Origin of the sequence: Roseomonas aeriglobus, from assembly GCA_016937575.1 — a bacterium.
GTDB classification, from domain to species: domain Bacteria; phylum Pseudomonadota; class Alphaproteobacteria; order Sphingomonadales; family Sphingomonadaceae; genus Sphingomonas; species Sphingomonas aerigloba.
Genome location: JAFHKN010000002.1, coordinates 906,908 through 923,504 on the forward strand (window position 1 = coordinate 906,908; position 16,597 = coordinate 923,504).

Genomic DNA, 16,597 nt, shown 5'->3' on the forward strand with positions numbered 1-16,597 from the left:
CCTCCCTCCCTCTCCGGGCGGGAAAGGGAAGGGCCCGCCCGGCGCAGCCGGGTGGGAAGGGTGAGGGTGATGACTCTCAGATATACGTCCGCAGGAACTCGCCCAGCGCACAGATCGCCAGGCTCTGGCCGTAGGGCATCGAGGTCAGGCGGATGTCCTTGTAGAACTGCAGCGTATCGCCCATCGCGGTGCCGAAGCTGACCTGCTGCAATTCGCCGGTCGCGTCGATGTTGTCGAGCACGCCCTTTACAGCCTTGATGCCTACGCCCTCGTACTTGCGCGGCAGATAGCCCTTCCGAACACCCTTCAGGATGCCATAGGCGAAGCCCGCGGTGGCCGAGGCCTCGAGATAGCTCGACGGGTCCATCACCAGCGTGTGCCACAGGCCGCTGTCGTCCTGCGTTTCGGCCAGCGTCTTCACCTGCGCCTCGAGCGTGTCGATCAGGAAGGTGCGGAACGCATCGCCCTGCGGCAGGTCCAGGATCTCGATGATTTCGGGGATCGCGATCGTCACCCAGCAGTTGCCGCGCGCCCACAGCGCCTCGGCGAAATTGTGCCGACCGTTGAAGTCCCACCCGTGGAACCAGAGACCGGTCTTGCGGTCGAACAGATATTTGATGTGGACGAGGAACTGGCGCTTCGCCTCCTCGACATAATGCGGGCGGTTCAGCAGCAGGCCGATCTTGGCCAGCGGCAGCACGCTCATCATCAGCGTGTCGTCCCACATCTCGCCCGGATTCTCGTCGTTGTAGACGATGTGCTGGAACCCGCCTTCTTCGGTCTTGGGCAGGCCGTCCGGCGCCATCAGCCATTCGCACCAGGTGTCGAGATAGGGGATGTAGCTCGGGTCGGGCTCGTACTCGTACAGGTAGGCGAGCGTGATGAACGGCGCGACCGTGTTGATGTTCTTGGTCGGCGTACCCTCGGCAAAGCGATCGGCGAACCACTGCTTGATGATGTCGAGCGCCTTCTTGTCACCGGTCTGCTCGAAATAGCGCCACATGCCGAACAGGCCGACGCCGTGGGTCCATTCCCAGCCGGCCCAGCCCTTGGTGTCGATGATGCGCCCGTCCTCCAGGTGGAGCAGGAACTCGCCGGTCTCGTCCTTGATGTTGACGAGATTGTCCATGAGGAGGTCGATCTTGTCCGCGACCAGTTGCCGCGGAACGTCGTGGGTAAGGGCTGCCATCAGTCTGCCTTGAGTTCACTGGGTTTGGTGGGAGCGACAACGGGCGCGACGGGAATGCCGCCGCGGACGTTGCGCAGGGTGACGAGCTTCACCTCTTCCAGCGCGTTTTCAGGTGCGCCGTCGGACGTGACCGCAAGCGCGACGGTGTTGCGCCCGCGGTGATTGAGGATGCCCTCGGGCACCGGGAAGATCCGCTGCGGGCCGATATGGGCGACGAACTGGCCCATGTTCCAGCCGTTGACGAACATCAACACCCGGTAGCGGCCGGTGGAGCGGGGCGTGGACGTGTCGCCGAACGCGAGGCCGATCGTCGCGTCCTGCCCCTTGGGCACGGCCAGATCGAAGCTGGTACGGTACCAGGTCGTGCCCGCTGCTGCGGTGGGCGTCGTGCCCCACGCACGATCGTCGAAGCCCGGCAGGTGCCAGCCGCGGCGCTCGCCGTCGAGGCCGCCCGAATTGGCGACGCCGCGGACCGGATCGGCGATGTCCTCGCCCCCCGCACGGCCCTGGATCTTCCACGCGATCGGCACCGAGAAGCTGGGGCCGACGCGCGGTTCGAGCGACGCCGAGACGATGCCGCGCGCTTCCTTGTGGAAGTCGTCGGCGTCGAGGTCCCAGTTATGGCCGTTATTGCGCAGCATGACGCTCAGCACATGCTCGCCCGGCGCCCGCGCCGCGTCCGGCAGCGCGAAGGTCGCGGTGCCGGTGGTGATCGGGCGGGGCAGGCCGGAGGGTAGTTCATGCTCGCCGACCAGCTTTCCATCGAGGAAGAGCTGGATCATCCCCGACCCGCCGGCGCCGTAGTAGATCTGGATTCGCTCGGCCGCGGGCGTGCCCTGGAAACGACCGCGATACCAGACGTCGCCTTCGTGGAAGCCATAGGCGTCCATCAGCATGTTCGGCTGGCCGTCGGGCCGCGCGGTGATGCTGGCATAGGCGCGGTTGTCGATCGCCTGCCACGTGGCATCGTCGTAGCCGGGTGCCGTCTCGGGCGAGCCCGGCGCCGCGCGCCACGCCAGCGCCGGCAGCGCGAAGCTGGCGGGCGCGGGGAGGGGGCGGGTCGCGACGATCGTGCCGCCGGATGCGCGCGTCGGCACGACGACGCCGTTCCACGTCACCCGACGCACCGTGCCCGGCGCCCAGATCTCGAGCGGCTCGGCGTCGCGCGTGTCGCCGGTCAGCGCCAGCGTCCCACCCTTCAGCGTGCCCGATCGCACCAGTGCCGGCCCGCGAACCAGCGTGTCGCCTTCCTGCCAGAATTTCACGCCCTCGGCCTCGTCGCCGATCAGCAGTGTCAGGTCGGGGCGACCGCCACCGGAGACGCGCACGCGGGCGAGCGTGCCATGGGTGTAGCTGAGCTTCAGGTCGCCGTTCGACGTGAAGGTCGACGTGACCTGCCCGTCGAGGATCGTCACCCGCGGCTCGTTCTTGTAGCGCAGAACCGTCTCGCCGGCCTCGCCCGTGCGGCCATAGAGCAGCATCAGGTCGCCACCGGCATATTTGGTCAGCGCCTGCAATTCGGACGTCGAATAGACCAGCCGTTGCCCGCCGAGATTCACCCCCGCGACCAGCCACTTCGCATCGAAGCCGTTGAGCTGCATCGGCAGCGTGTAGCGCCCGTCCGGCAGGTCGGCGGTGACCGTGAAGCGGTCGTTGGTCTGCCCGTTCGACGGTTTGTGCGTCACCATCAGGAACCGCGCATCCGTCTCGGGCGACTTGTTGTGATAGACCTGGATGTTCGGTGACGAAATCGTCGGCGCGCCTGCCGGCACCATTCCGGCGAGGTCGGGCACGGCGCGGATCAGGCCGCCGAGCTGCTTCAGCTCCTCCGCCTTCTCCCGAACTTCGCGCGTTTCGGAAATCGCCGAGCCGTAATCATAGCTGGTAAAGACGACCGGCGCCGGCAGCCAGCCCCAGCTGGTGCCGCCGAAGCCCATGTAGAAGCTCTGAATGCCGATGCCGTTCGCCAGGTTCGTGCCGTAGAAGACGCGCTGGAACCGCTTGCCGCGCTGGCGGGCGTTGCATTCGTAGCCGCCGTTCGACCCCCAATAGTCGAACCAGCCGCCACCGAATTCGGCCAGGAAGCCTGGCGTATTCGGGCTGGCCGACGCGCCGCCCTTCGCGCCGCCGGGGCCGTAATAGCCCCAGTCGGGTGCGGCCGACCCACGCGTCACCTTGCCGCCGACGGTGCAGGTGCCGCCGGGATAACCGTCGAAGGCGTACATGTCATTCGGGCCGTGGACGACCTTCTCGACCTTGCTGTCCTCAGGCACCCAATATCCGTTGCGACCCTGGTCGTTGTGGAAGATCGGCACGTTGATGCCGTCGGCGCGCGCCTTGGCATAGAGGTGATCCATGTAGCGGCGCTGCGACGGGGTGGTCAGCGCCAGCTCGTTTTCGATCTGGTGCAGGATGACGTTCCCGCGGTTACCCTTGCCGTCCCCGTTGATCTGATGCTTGGCGATGATGGCGTGAACCTGCGTCAGCCATTCGTCGGCCGCCGCCATGTAGTCGGGGTCGTCGGTCCGCGCGCGGCTGCGCTGGTTGACCAGCCAGCCGGGGAAGCCGCCGCGGGTGAGCTCCGCATTCACATAGGGGCCGGCGCGGGTCATGACGTAGAGGCCTTCCTCTTCCGCCATCGTCAGCAGCCGGTCGATGTCGCGAATGCCGCTGAAGTCGTAGACCCCGCGCTTCGGGCTGTGAAAGCCCCAGTCGAAATAGAAGGCGACGGTGTTGAAGCCCGACGCCTTCATCTTCTGCAACACGTCGCGCCACAGGTCGGGGCTGGGCAGGCGGAACGCGTGCATTTCGCTCGACCAGATGACCTTGCGCTGCCCGTCGATCATCAACGATCGCGCATCGTACGACACGCGGCCGAAGGTCTTCACGGGTGCGGCAAAGTTGGCGGTGGGCCTCGCGTCCTGGGCGTGGGCGGGCAGCGCGATCAGGCTCGCGGCGGCGAGGAGGGCGGCGCGCATCATGCGAGGTAGAACAATGGCGTGAGCGGCCATTCCTTTGGCTTGTTGCCGGGTTCGACCTCCATCAGCGGAGCCATATAGTCCCACCATTTCCGCATCACTGGATGGTCCGGCAGCGCGTCGCGGGTGTTGTCCGCCGTCAGCTTCAGCACCGCGAACAGCGCGCCCGTTTCCTCGTCCAGGAAGATCGAATAGTCGCGGATACCACTGTCGTGGAGCAGCTCTGCCAGCTCCGGCCAGATTGCATCATGGCGGGCCCTATATTCGGCAACCACTCCCGGTTTCAGCTGCATCCGGAATGCATGGGTTGTGGTCACGGCCCCTCCTGCTCATCATGTGGGATGATTATGCAGGATATGGTAGCGTTTGTTGCGTTTAGGGTCAAACCCCAACCGTCGACATTCCCGCGAAGGCGGGAATAAAATGGCTCTGCGTCGGATGGCTTATCACGAAGGCCAGCCAGAATGGATCCCCGCCGTCGCGGCAATGACGGACGTTAGGTCAGGTCCGATCCGCTAGCCTCCGCATCGTCCAACCTAACCCGCGGCCGTCCGTCCTCGCCATCGCGCGACAGTCGTAGCCCGCGCACGGTCAACCCCCGCACCTGCCGCGCCCACAGCCCCCAGGCCGGGGTCGGGCCGAACATGCTCGGTTCGGGATAGGCATCGGCCAGTTCGGGCGGGTCGGCGGGCAGGGTCTCGATCGCGCCGGAATAGTGGAGGGCCACGTCCGACAGCCGCACGTCTTCGATCGCATGGCCCTTAATCCCCGCGATCGTCGCGGCGAAGCGCGGATCGATGCCGGTCGCGTTCAGCCCGTCGATTGCCACCCCCCGGATCGCACCGGGCGTCGTGCCCTCCGGCCCGCGTAGCCGCGCGCCGAGGCGGAGGAACAGCGGCGCGGTCGTCACCTCCGCCATCGTCACGCCTTCGACGCGGATGTCCTCGACAGTCCCGCCATCGACGCTTTCGATCGCCAGGCCACGGCTGCGTTCGAAGCGGCAGTCACTCACCCGGATGCGGCGGAAGTCGCCGTTGCTTTCGGTGCCCAGCTTGATCCGGCCGGTCACCCGATCGCGGTCGGGCGCGATCGCTTGCGTCCGGCCGAGCGTGCCGTCGAGCAGCGTGCCGACGTCATAGCCGGTGACGGTGCAGTCGCGGATCGTGACATCCTCGCACGCCGATCGCCGCCCAAGGCCCAGGCTGGTCTTCAGTACGATCGCATCGTCGTTGGGCGAGTTCACCCGGCACTCCTCGACCGTCGCGCGGCGCACGCAATCGAGGTCGATCCCGTCGCGGATCGTATCGATCGTCAGCCGCGACAGGGCCAGGTCCTCGACTTCACCCGCGAGCAGGGCAATGTGACCGCCGCGGTCGATCGTCAGATCCCGGATCGAAACGCGCTTGCAGTGAGCGAGTGCAATCGCCTTGTTGCCGAGTCCCCGCATCGCCTCGGGCGTGCGTTCGAGTTGGGCGACCTCGTGCGCTGTCATGCCAGCCATCGACAACGGGCGCTCGCCCGACTGCGGCGTCCACGGCGTGCCGGGGCCGTCGCGGGTCAGCGCATGGCCGTCGATCCGCCCGCCGCCCAGGATCGCAACATCCTCCGCGTCCTCGGCCCAGATCAGGCTGTTGTGCCAGTGGCTGTGACCGAAATCCTGATAGAGTTGAGGTCCGCGATCCTCGGCAAGGTCGTAGCTGCCGAGCGCGCCCGGCGTGGCGGCGATCAACGTCGCGCCATGCTCGATCGCCAGCGTTACGCGGCTCAGCAGGCGTATCGAGAAGCTGAGGTAGCGGCCGGGGGGCAGGGTGACGATCCCACCGCCCGCCGCATGGGCGGCGGCGATCGCGGACTGGATGGCGGGACCGTCCAAGGCGACGCCGGTTCCGGTGGCGCCATGGTCGCGGACGTCGAAACTAAGCCCCGTCTTCACGGTCAAATCCTGTTCGTGCTGAGCCTGTCGAAAAACCGCTCGTTGAGCCGCGCGCGTCGCGCGAGATTATCGCAGGACGGTGCTTCGACAAGCTCGGCACCGACGGGGTGGGGGCGTTACTTCGCCCCCAGGAAGAAGCTGGTATGCGGCGGCTGGTTATACGCCGTGTTCTGCCACGCGATGCCCGCGCGATAGATCGGATCATGCATCAGCGTCACGATCCGCTCCCGGGTCGGGTAGGGCGTCGTATAGATCCGCATCTCGCGGCTGTCGGCGGTCGGTACGATCAGTTCCTCGCGCCAGTCGCCCAGGATGTCGCCGCTCAGCGACGGATTCTGCTTGGTGCCGTTGTTCGACACCGTGCCTTCGGGATCGAGCAGCACGACTTCCTTGCCCGCGGTCCAGTCCCACTTGCTGATCTTCTTGCCGTCGAGCAGTTCGCGCAGCCGGTCGCCGTCCCACCAGATCGCGAAATTTGCCGCGCGCGGCCGCCCGCCGGGGATGACCTTCCCCTTCACGTCGTACAGGTCGGGCATGTTCGACGACCAGGCTTCCTCGCCCGGATGACGCGGGTCGATATCGGCGGTCACGCCGCGGCCGGTGTCGGTCGTCGCCGGGGTCGACCAAAGGACCGCGCCGGTGCGCGCATCGAGCATCACCGCGCCGCGGTTGCCGCTCATCTTCATGTTTTCGTGGACGCCGAATTTCTCGAGACCCGGCCGGGTCGGGTCGAGGTCGCCGACATGCATCGCATCGCCGTGGCCGAGGCCGGCAGTCCATAGTCCCTTGCCATTGTCGTCGAGCGCCATCGATCCGTAGATGATTTCGTCGCGCCCATCGCCGTCGACGTCGGCGACCGACAGCTGGTGGTTGCCCTGGCCGGCGTAGGTCTCGTTGCCGGGGGTCAGGCTGTCGAAGGTCCAGCGCTGGGTCAGCTTGCCGTTCCGCCAGTCCCACGCGCCCAGTGTCGTGCGATCGTAATAGCCGCGCGCGAAGACCATGCTCGGCAGCTTGCCGTCGAGCCAGGCGACGCCGGCCAGATAGCGTTCCGAGCGGTTTCCATAGGCGTCGCGCCAGATTGCGGTCTGCTGTTCGGGGGTCGGATTGTCGCCGCTGGGGTCGCGCTGCGGCCAATAGCGCGTGGTGGCGAGCGCACGGCCGGTGCGCCCGTCGAACACGGTCAGGAATTCAGGTCCCGACAGGATGCGCCCTTTGGTCCGTGCAACGCGCTGGCCGGCAGCGTTGATGTCCGATCCGGTGCGATCGCTCGAGGGTTGCTCGCCACCCGGGATGCGATAGTCGGCCCTGGCATCGCCGATCACTTTGCCCGCGCCGTCGACCGTGCCGTCGGCGGTCTTCATCGCGATTTCGGCCCGACCGTCGCCGTCGAAATCGGCGACCATGAACTGGGTATAATGCGCGCCCGAGCGGATGTTGCGGCCAAGGTCGATCCGCCACAACCGCTTGCCGTCGAGCGTATAGGCATCGATCAGCGTCTCGCCGGTATAGCCGGACTGCGAATTGTCCTTCGCCACCGTCGGATACCATTTGACGATCAACTCATAGCGGCCGTCGCCGTCGAGGTCGCCGACCGACGCGTCGTTGGCCGTGTAGGAGTAGGTCTGGCCGTCCGGCGTCGTGCGGTCGGCGGGCTTGTCGAGCGGGATCGCGAGATAACCGCCTGCCCAGACGCCGGCGGTCACGCTTGCACCGCCGGGCGCCTCGAGCGTGTAGCGCGACGTCGCGCTTCCACCGGTGTCATGAACGCTGGTCGCGTCGGTGCCGCCCACCCGGGCGACGATCTTGCCGTCGCGTCGCAAGGTGAAGCGTGCGCCCTTCGCATCGGTCGCGAGCAGCCGCCAGGAGATGTGATTGCCGCCCCCCTGCGCTGCCGGCACGGCGACGAGGCCGCGGTCGAGCTTTTCGATCATGCGCTGTGCCGGTGCGGCGGCTTGCGGTGCGGCCATGGCGGCCAGACCCAGCATGACGGGTGTCAACATATCCCCACCTCTCCTGTGGCCGTTGCGGCCTTTGTCTCAATTACTGGTCTATCGTGCCGGATAGCGGGACGCAAATGAATCGCGTGTAATTGGTGTTAGGAGAGGATGGGTCTCCCGCGTCCGGGCGGGGTCTGCAAAGCGGTTTCCTGTCGCCCGGCAAAGTCCGGGGCCCAGCCAGGCCAATCTCGATAGTTGCTCGATAAACCTGCGGAACCGGGCCCCGGCCTGCGCCGGGGCACGATTACGATTGGGCCGAGCGCTGCCACCTCACCGTAGCGTGAGCACCACGACCGATGCCGGCGGCAGGGTCACGTTCAGCGTGCCGCCAGACACGCTTGCGCCGGCGAACGCCGCCGGCTTCACCGCTTCGGGCTGATCGAAGCTGTTGTGCGCGCCGATCGCGCCGGTCAGGATTTCACCATCCACCGCGGTCGCCGTCACGCCGGTCAGCGTCGTCGATACCGTGACCGGACGGTTCGGATCGACGTTCGTCAGCGCGACGCGGACCAGGCCATCGGTGCCGCGCGCGGCAGCCGCACTGACGCTCGGCATCACCCACTGGTCCTTGTTGTACCAAGGCGATTTCAGCTCGATCGGGATCGCCGCCGCGTCCTGGAAGGGCAGGTACATGCGAAACACGTGATAGGTCGGCGTCAGCACCATCTTCGCGCCGTCGGTCAGGATCATCGCCTGCAGAACGTTCACCATCTGCGCGATGTTGGTCATCCGGACGCGGTCGGCATAGCGGGTGAAGATGTTGATGTTCATCGCCGCGACGATCGCGTCGCGCATGCTGTTCTGCTGACGCAGGAAGCCGGGGTTGGTGCCGGGATCGGGGTCGTACCACGTTCCCCATTCGTCGACCGCCAGATTGACCCGCTTCTTCGGGTCATATTTGTCCATCACCGCCGAATGCTTGCGGATCAGTTCGTCCATCGTCAGCGTCTTGCTGAGCGTACGGGCATATTCTTCCTCGTCGAAGCCGACGGCGGGGCCCTTCTTCGACCAGGACCCGGGGACGGTGTAGTAATGGACACCGATGCCGTCGAACATGCGCGACGCGTCGCGCATCATCACCTCGGTCCAGTTATAATCGGCCCCGTTCGCGCCGCTGGCGACCTTGTTGATCCGGACACCCTCGGGCACCTTCACGAAGGTGGAATAGCGGCGCGTCAGGTCGGCGGCATATTCGGGCCGCATGTTCCCGCCACAGCCCCATAGCTCGTTGCCCAGCCCGAAATAGGCGAGCTTCCACGGCGCCTTGCGGCCGTTCTTCGCGCGCAGATCGGCCAGCGAGCCAGCGGGGGCGGTCATATATTCGACCCACTCCGCCATCTCCTGCGGCGTGCCGTTGCCCACATTGCCGGAGACATAGGCTTCCGCCCCGATCAGTTCGGCAAAGTCCATGAATTCATGCGTGCCGAAAGCATTGTCCTCGGTCACGCCGCCCCAGTGGGTGTTGACCTTGACCGGACGCGACTTGCGCGGACCGACGCCTTCGCGCCAGTGATATTCGTCGGCGAAGCAGCCGCCCGGCCAGCGGACGACCGGTACCTTCAACGCCTTCAGCGCGGCAATCACGTCGTTGCGATAACCGCGGGTGTTGGGGATCTTCGAATCGGGCCCGACCCAGATGCCTTCGTAGATGCCGGTGCCGAGATGTTCGGCGAACTGGCTGAAGATGCGGCGGTCGATCTTCGCGCCCGGCGTGTCGGCGCGGACGGTCAGGGTGGCCGTGGGCGCCGGTGCCGCTTGCTGGGCATAAGCCGTGATCGGCCCGGTCATCGCCGCGGTTGCGGCCAGACTGACGATTAACGTGCGCAAAGCTTTCATGATCCCCTCGACAAAAGGCGTGTTGCCGTAATCGGAAACGACGCCGTTTCCCCGATTATGTCGGACAAGATCGGAAAGCGAAAGAGATATGTCTGAGTTTTAACGGCACCGTGCGACGCCGAGCGGCTTCGTCCGGATCAGGTCGGGGCGGTCGGCCAGAACCCGGTCCGAAATCGGCAGCTTCGCGCCCTTCAGTTCGGCGGCGACGATGTCGGCCATCGCACGCGCGCCGAGTTCGCTGAAATGGGTGTCGTCGGTCAGGCCGTTGGGGAAACCAGGCGCCTTGTCCGCCGGCGTCAGATGCAGATAGAATTTCTTCGATGCCGCCTCGCCGGTGGTGTCGAGCAGCGCGAGCGAGCGACCCTCCAGATCGAGCACCGGCACGCCGGTCGTCGCCACCAGGTCGCGCATCACCCCGCTATAGGCGGCGAAATCCGCCTTGGCCTTGCCGCTTTGAAAGGACCGGCGGGCAGGGGGCGTGACGAGAACCGGAGTCAGGCCGCGGCCCTTCGCTTCCCAGATCATTCGCAGCAGATTGTCGCGGTACAGGGTCGCGGCGGGGGCAAAGCGTTCGGGGCGGTTACTGCTCGCATCGTTATGACCGAACTGGATGAGGACGGTGTCGCCGGGGCGCGACTCCGCCATCAGCCTGTCCCAGCGGCCTTCGGCGATAAAGCTCTTGGTGCTGCGTCCGCCGATCGCGCGATTGACGACCTCGGTGCCGGGCTGCAGCGCACAGGTCAGCATCTGGCCCCAGCCGGTCTGCGGATAGCGGTCGGCGCCATATGTCATCGCGGTCGAATCGCTTGCGATCAGGATGCGGGTCGCAGGGTACGCCGGCGCCGCCGCCGGCGCGACCGTCGGGGTCGCCGCCGGGTCGGGCGCGACCTGTGCGGAGGCGGCGGGGGCCGCGACCAGCGCAGCGGCGGTCAGCAGCGCCCTCATTGCAGGTTCACGAACGCGCCGCCGTCGACCAGCAGCGCCGCACCGGTGACGTAGGACGCCATGTCGGATGCCAGGAAGACGATCGGCCCGGCCAGATCCTCGGCCTCGCCCAGCCGACCCAGCGGAATGCGCGCTTCCATCCGCTCGCGCTTTTCCAGATCGGCCAGATCGTCCTTGTTGATTTCGGTCAGGATCGTGCCCGGCAGCACCGAATTGCAGCGGATCTTGTGACGCCCGAGCGCGATCGCGGCCGACTGCATCAGCGAATGGAGCCCCGCCTTGGTCGGCGTATAGTGGGTCTGCATCTCGCCACCGACGAGCGCCGAGATCGAGGAGACCGCGACGATCGCGCCGCCGTGACCCTGCTTGACCATCTGGTTGGCCGCGGCCTGGCACATGAAATAGCCGCCGAGCAGATTGACGTTCACCGTGCGCTGGACCGTCTCGACCGGCATGTCGAGGAAGCTGTGGAACGGGCAGATGCCGGCGTTCGACACCATCACGTCGACCTTGCCGAATGCCTCCACGGCCTTGGCGATGAATTCGCCGGCGACCGCCGGGTCGGCGACGTCGCCCTGGACGGCCAGGCCGCGCTGGCCCGTCGCCTCGATCTCGGCGATGCAGGATTTGGCCTCGGCACTGCTGCTGCGATAGTTGATCGCGACGTCCGCACCCGCCTTCGCCGCCCCGATCGCCGCGGCGCGTCCGATGCCGGTCGATCCGCCGGTCACCAATACCGTCTTGCCCTGCAACAGCTTCACGTCACTCTCCTGAAAGCGCAAAAATTACGAGGAGGGGATGACCGTCCCCAAACTCGACTTCACCGTCGCCCGCGCGCGGGCTTCGCGCCGGGCGTCCAGCCCAGGTCGCGGCTGATCGCATCGGCGGTGGCGCGCACGTCGTCGCTCATCGTCGTCATGCGATCGTCGTCCATATATTGTGCCGCACTCGACACGCTGATCGCGGCGACGATCTTGCCCGACACGTCGCGGATCGGCGCCGCGACACAGCGGATCATGTCTTCGTTTTCCTCGAGGTCATAGGCATGACCCGCGTCGGCATAGCCCCGCATCCGATCGAACCAGATCGTGCGGTCGGCCTTGCACACGCCGGCCGCCTGTTCGCCCTCGAACACGCGGGTCCATTCGGCCTCGGGCGCATCGATCAGCAGCGCCTTGCCCAGCCCGGTTGACGTGAGCGGATGGCGGTCGCCGATCCGGCTGGAGATGTCGATGCGGCGGCGGCCGGGGATCTTGTCGAGGTACAGCGCCTGGTCGCTGTCGAGCCGCCCGAGATGCACCGTATCCTCGGTCTGCGCGGCCAACTCCTCGATCCGCGGGCGCGCGATCTGGACGATGTCGGCCTGGCTCTGCGCCAGGAATCCCAGCTGGATCAGCTTCGGACCCAGTTGATAGCCGTCCCGCGGCAAATGGGTCAGGAATCCGCGGTTGATCAGCGCGTTGGCCAGGCGGTGCGTCGTCGAGCGCGTCAGCTCCATCCGTGCCGACAGCTCGGCCAGCTTCACCGGCCCGTCGATCACCTTGTCGAGCATGTCGAGGCCACGCAACAGCGTCTGGCTGCCGGCGACGGCCGGTGCGCCGGGGGCCTTCTCCACTTTGTCGTTTGACGTGTTGCTTCCCATCTCGTAATATCCTATCCCATAAATTGAGAAAGTAAACAGGCGGAGGGGATGTCGGACGATGCGGCCTTCGGGCTTCAGGCGTCGCTCTTCCCCAAATGTCAGAGCCAAAGTGGTATCATATATTGGTACGACGCAAGCTCGAAATTTCACATCGTCGCACATCGTGCGCATATATGGACGGAGCGGGTTCGGTGGGTTCAGGGGGTCTGTCGAAGATCAAGCATGTCCGCGCCTATACGGTGCGTGGCGGCGGCGCGGATTATCACGATCAGGGCGAGGGGCACTGGATCGACAATCACATCGCCACGCCGATGAGCCGCTATCCCGAATATCGCCAGTCACGGCAGAGCTTTGGCATCAACGTGCTCGGCACCTTGGTCGTGGAGATCGAGGCCGAGGACGGCACGATCGGCTTCGCGGTGACGACCGGCGGCGAGCCCGCCTGCTACATCGTCGAGAAGCACCTCGCGCGGTTCCTCGAAGGTCGCAGCCCGACCGAATATGAGAAGATCTGGGACCAGATGTACTTCTCGACCCAATATTACGGTCGCAAGGGCCTGGTCGTGAACGCCCTGTCGGGGGTCGACCTCGCGCTCTGGGATCTGCTCGGCAAGCTGCGCGGCGAGCCCGTCTATCACATGCTGGGCGGCGCGGTGCGCGACGAACTTCAGTTCTATGCGACCGGCGCGCGTCCCGACATCGCCAAGGAGCTGGGCTTCATCGGCGGCAAGATGCCGCTCCACCACGGTCCCGCCGAGGGGATCGAGGGCCTCAAGAAGAACATCGCCGAGCTGGCCGACATGCGCGCCAAGTGCGGCCCGGACTTCTGGCTGATGTGGGACTGCTGGATGGCGCTCGACGTCGACTATGCGACCCGCCTCGCCATCGCCGCGCACGAGCACGGCCTGAAGTGGATCGAGGAAGCGATCAGCCCCGACGACTATTGGGGCTATGCCGAGCTGAAGCGCAACGTGCCCAAGGGCATGCTGGTCACGACCGGCGAGCATGAAGCGACCCGCTGGGGCTTCCGCATGCTGCTCGAGATGGATTGCTGCGACATCATCCAGCCCGACGTGGGCTGGTGCGGCGGCGTGACCGAACTGCTGAAGATCTCGGCGCTTGCCGACGCGCGCGGCAAGATGGTCGTGCCGCATGGCTCGAGCGTCTACAGCTATCATTTCGTCATCACGCGGCACAATTCGCCGTTCGCCGAATATCTGATGATGCACCCCGGCCCGACCGAAGTCGTGCCGATGTTCCATCCGCAGCTGATCGGCGAGCCGGTGCCCCAGAACGGACGCCTGCGCGCGTCCGCCCTCGACAATCCCGGCTTCGGCGTCGAGCTCAATCGCGCGCTCGACATGCACCGCCCCTACACCCACTGAGGACAATCCGATGAAGCTCTGCCGCTACGGTAATCCGGGCGAGGAACGCCCCGGCGTGATCGACGCCGATGGCAACATCCGCGACCTGCACGCCTATATCGCCGACGTCGACGCGCGCGCGCTCAGCCCCCAGACGCTCAGCGATCTGTCGACGATCGACCCGGCGACGCTGCCGCTGGTACAGGGCAGTCCGCGCTACGGCCCGTGCGTCGCCGGCACCCGCCAGTTCATCGCGATCGGCCTGAATTACGTCGACCACGCGCATGAATCGAACCTGCCGATTCCGGAAGAGCCGGTGGTATTCAACAAATGGGTCAGCTGCATCCAGGGTCCGAACGACCAGGTCCGCATCCCCAAGGATTCGAAGAAGACTGACTGGGAAGTCGAACTGGGCATCGTCATCGGGACGGAAGCGCACAACGTGTCCGAAGCCGACGCGCTCGACCACGTTGCCGGCTATTGCGTCGTCAACGACGTGTCCGAACGCCACTGGCAGACCGAACGCGGCATGACCTGGGACAAGGGCAAGGGCTTCCCGACCTTCGGACCCGTAGGCCCGTGGATGGTGACCAAGGACGAGGTGGGCGACGTCCAGAACCTCGGCATGTGGTTGTCGGTCAACGGCAAGAAGGTCCAGGACGGCAACACCAAGACGATGATCTTCGACGTGAAGCAGATCGTCAGCTACCTCTCGCAGATCATGACGCTGCTGCCCGGCGACATCATCACCACCGGCACCCCGCCGGGGGTGGGGCTGGGGCAGAAGCCGGAGCCCTGGTATCTGAAGGCCGGCGACGTCGTCGAACTCGGCATCGAGAAGCTGGGCCAGCAGCGCCAGGACTTCGTCGCGTGGGACGCGGGCAAGTGACCGTCTTCGCGGGACGCTTTGCCGGCCGCAGCGCCGTCATCACCGGCGGTGCGTCGGGACTGGGCTTCGCGGTCGCCGAGCGCATCATTGCCGAGGGCGGACGCGTGTCGCTGTGGGACATGAACGGCAACCTCGCCGACGCGCGCGAGAAGCTGGGCTGTCACGGTGTCAACGTCGATGTATCGGATGCCGATGCGGTCGCCGCCGCGGCAGACGAGAGCATCGCCGCGCTCGGCAAGGTCGACGTGCTGATGTGCTCGGCCGGGATCACCGGCGCGACCGTGCCGGTGCATGAATTCCCGATCGACAGCTGGCTGAAGGTCGTGAACGTCAACCTGAACGGCCTGTTCTACTGCAACCGCGCGCTCGTGCCGCACATGCTGGCGAACGGCTATGGCCGCATCGTCAACGTGTCGTCGGTGGCGGGCAAGGAAGGCAACCCCAACGCGTCCGTCTATTCGGCGACCAAGGCGGGCGTCATCGGCTTCACCAAGAGCCTCGGCAAGGAACTGGCTGGCAAGGGCGTCATCGCCAACGCGCTGACCCCGGCGACCTTCGAAAGCCCGATCCTCGCCCAGCTGCCGCCCAGCCAGGTCGAATATATGCGCTCCAAGATCCCCATGGGTCGCCTGGGCGAAGTCCATGAAAGCGCCGCCATGGCCTGTTTCATGGCGAGCGAGGAATGCAGCTTCACGACCGCCAGCACCTTCGACACGTCGGGTGGCCGGACGACATATTAACGACCTCATCGTCATCCCCGCAAAGGGGCACCCCGCAAAGTACTACTTTGCGGGGACCCCGAAGGCGGGGATCAATTCTGGCTGAACCTCGTGAGACACACCGGCTTCAGCGACGATTGATCCCCGCCTCCGCGGGGATGACGAAGGCCAGGGGAGGGGGGAACACAGAATGCCGAGCGATCTGCCCTTCATCGATGCCCATGTGCATCTGTGGGACCTCACCCACATCCGTTATCCCTGGCTGACCCCGCCCTTTGCCGACGACGGCCCCAACGGCAGCGTCGAGCCGATCGCTCGCGATTACCTGCTCGACGACTATCTGGCCGATGCGCAAGGTTGGGACGTTCGCGGCATCGTCCATGTCGATGCCGGTGCCGACGCGCAGGACGCACTCAGGGAAACCGACTGGTTGCAGGGCCTGGCCGACACGCGCGGCATGCCGAACGCGATCGTCGCCTTTGCCGACCTGGCCGCGCCCGATGTCGAGCCGCTGCTCGCCGCCCATGCCGCGCGCGCCAACGTCCGCGGCATCCGCCACATCGTCAACTGGCATGCCGACCCCAGGCGTACCTATTCCCCGCGCGACGTGACGCGGGACGAGGCCTGGGCGCGCGGCTTTGCGCTGCTCGGCAAATATGGGCTGAGCTTCGACCTCCAGGCCTATCCGGGCCAGTTTCCGCATCTGGCCGAACTCGTCGCGCGCCACCCCGAAACGCAGGTCATCGTCAACCACACCGGCATGGCCGTGCCCGGCGAATGGGACATATGGCGCACCGGCATGCGCGCGCTCGGGCGCCTGCCCAACGTCGCGGTCAAGCTGTCGGGAATGGGCTTCACCCATCGCCCCTGGGCGATCGATCAGGCCCGCGCCTATGTGCTCGAAGCGATCGAGATCTTCGGCACCGACCGCGCCGCCTTCGCCAGCGACTTTCCCACCGACAAGCTGTTCGGCAGCTTCGCCGATCACCTTGACGCCTATGCCGAGATCACCGCCGCATTCACGCCGGCGGAGCGGCGGGCCTTGTTCGCTGGCACCGCCAACCGCCTGTATCGGTTGGGTATTGATCTGGATCGGTAAGAGCGT

At 66.1% G+C, this 16,597-nt stretch carries 13 protein-coding genes; 4 read left to right on the plus strand and 9 right to left on the minus strand.

Going from position 1 to position 16,597, the window contains the following annotated elements; genetic code table 11:
- Positions 1–76 precede the first annotated feature (76 nt).
- The 9 genes from JW805_04835 to JW805_04875 all read right to left on the minus strand — a co-directional run bounded on the left by JW805_04835 (position 77) and on the right by JW805_04875 (position 12,520).
- On the minus strand, positions 77–1,189 hold the full coding sequence (locus JW805_04835) for a glycoside hydrolase family 88 protein (GenBank protein ID MBN2971340.1): 1,113 nt from the start codon (positions 1,187–1,189) through the stop codon (positions 77–79).
- Entirely contained in the window at positions 1,189–4,170 is a 2,982-nt protein-coding gene (locus tag JW805_04840) for a beta-galactosidase (GenBank protein MBN2971341.1), read from the minus strand. The genes JW805_04835 and JW805_04840 overlap by 1 nt, the downstream gene beginning before the upstream one ends.
- Complete coding sequence (locus tag JW805_04845; GenBank protein MBN2971342.1) at positions 4,167–4,460, minus strand: L-rhamnose mutarotase; 294 nt, start codon at positions 4,458–4,460, stop codon at positions 4,167–4,169. Before JW805_04845 ends, JW805_04840 begins: the two co-directional genes overlap by 4 nt.
- Positions 4,461–4,663: 203 nt before the next feature.
- Positions 4,664–6,100 carry a glycoside hydrolase family 28 protein gene (locus JW805_04850; GenBank protein MBN2971343.1) on the minus strand — a complete coding sequence of 479 codons (1,437 nt, stop codon included), beginning with the start codon at positions 6,098–6,100 and terminating at the stop codon, positions 4,664–4,666.
- A 116-nt stretch (positions 6,101–6,216) separates the two neighbouring features.
- On the minus strand, positions 6,217–8,100 hold the full coding sequence (locus JW805_04855) for a rhamnogalacturonan lyase (GenBank protein MBN2971344.1): 1,884 nt from the start codon (positions 8,098–8,100) through the stop codon (positions 6,217–6,219).
- Between the two features lie 267 nt (positions 8,101–8,367).
- Complete coding sequence (locus tag JW805_04860) at positions 8,368–9,885, minus strand: alpha-N-arabinofuranosidase (protein ID MBN2971345.1); 1,518 nt, start codon at positions 9,883–9,885, stop codon at positions 8,368–8,370.
- A 147-nt stretch (positions 9,886–10,032) separates the two neighbouring features.
- On the minus strand, positions 10,033–10,878 hold the full coding sequence (locus JW805_04865) for a rhamnogalacturonan acetylesterase (GenBank protein ID MBN2971346.1): 846 nt from the start codon (positions 10,876–10,878) through the stop codon (positions 10,033–10,035).
- A complete protein-coding gene (locus tag JW805_04870; protein MBN2971347.1) occupies positions 10,875–11,633 on the minus strand; it encodes an SDR family oxidoreductase in 759 nt (252 codons plus the stop codon). Before JW805_04870 ends, JW805_04865 begins: the two co-directional genes overlap by 4 nt.
- 65 nt (positions 11,634–11,698) lie before the next feature.
- Entirely contained in the window at positions 11,699–12,520 is an 822-nt protein-coding gene (locus JW805_04875) for an IclR family transcriptional regulator (protein MBN2971348.1), read from the minus strand.
- Positions 12,521–12,693: 173 nt separating this feature from the next.
- On the opposite strand from JW805_04875, the gene rhmD reads away from it, so the two are divergent.
- From rhmD to JW805_04895, 4 genes are all read left to right on the plus strand, one after another.
- Positions 12,694–13,905: an L-rhamnonate dehydratase gene (gene rhmD / locus JW805_04880; GenBank protein ID MBN2971349.1), complete on the plus strand. Its 1,212-nt coding sequence runs from the start codon at positions 12,694–12,696 to the stop codon at positions 13,903–13,905.
- A gap of 10 nt (positions 13,906–13,915) precedes the next feature.
- The gene (locus JW805_04885; GenBank protein ID MBN2971350.1) at positions 13,916–14,773 is read left to right on the plus strand and encodes a fumarylacetoacetate hydrolase family protein; all 858 of its coding nucleotides are present in this window, start codon (positions 13,916–13,918) and stop codon (positions 14,771–14,773) included.
- Positions 14,770–15,513, plus strand: coding sequence for an SDR family oxidoreductase (locus JW805_04890; GenBank protein MBN2971351.1), 744 nt, complete (start codon positions 14,770–14,772; stop codon positions 15,511–15,513). Before JW805_04885 ends, JW805_04890 begins: the two co-directional genes overlap by 4 nt.
- Positions 15,514–15,682: 169 nt before the next feature.
- Positions 15,683–16,591, plus strand: coding sequence for an amidohydrolase family protein (locus tag JW805_04895; GenBank protein ID MBN2971352.1), 909 nt, complete (start codon positions 15,683–15,685; stop codon positions 16,589–16,591).
- The last annotated feature ends 6 nt before the right edge of the window (positions 16,592–16,597 follow it).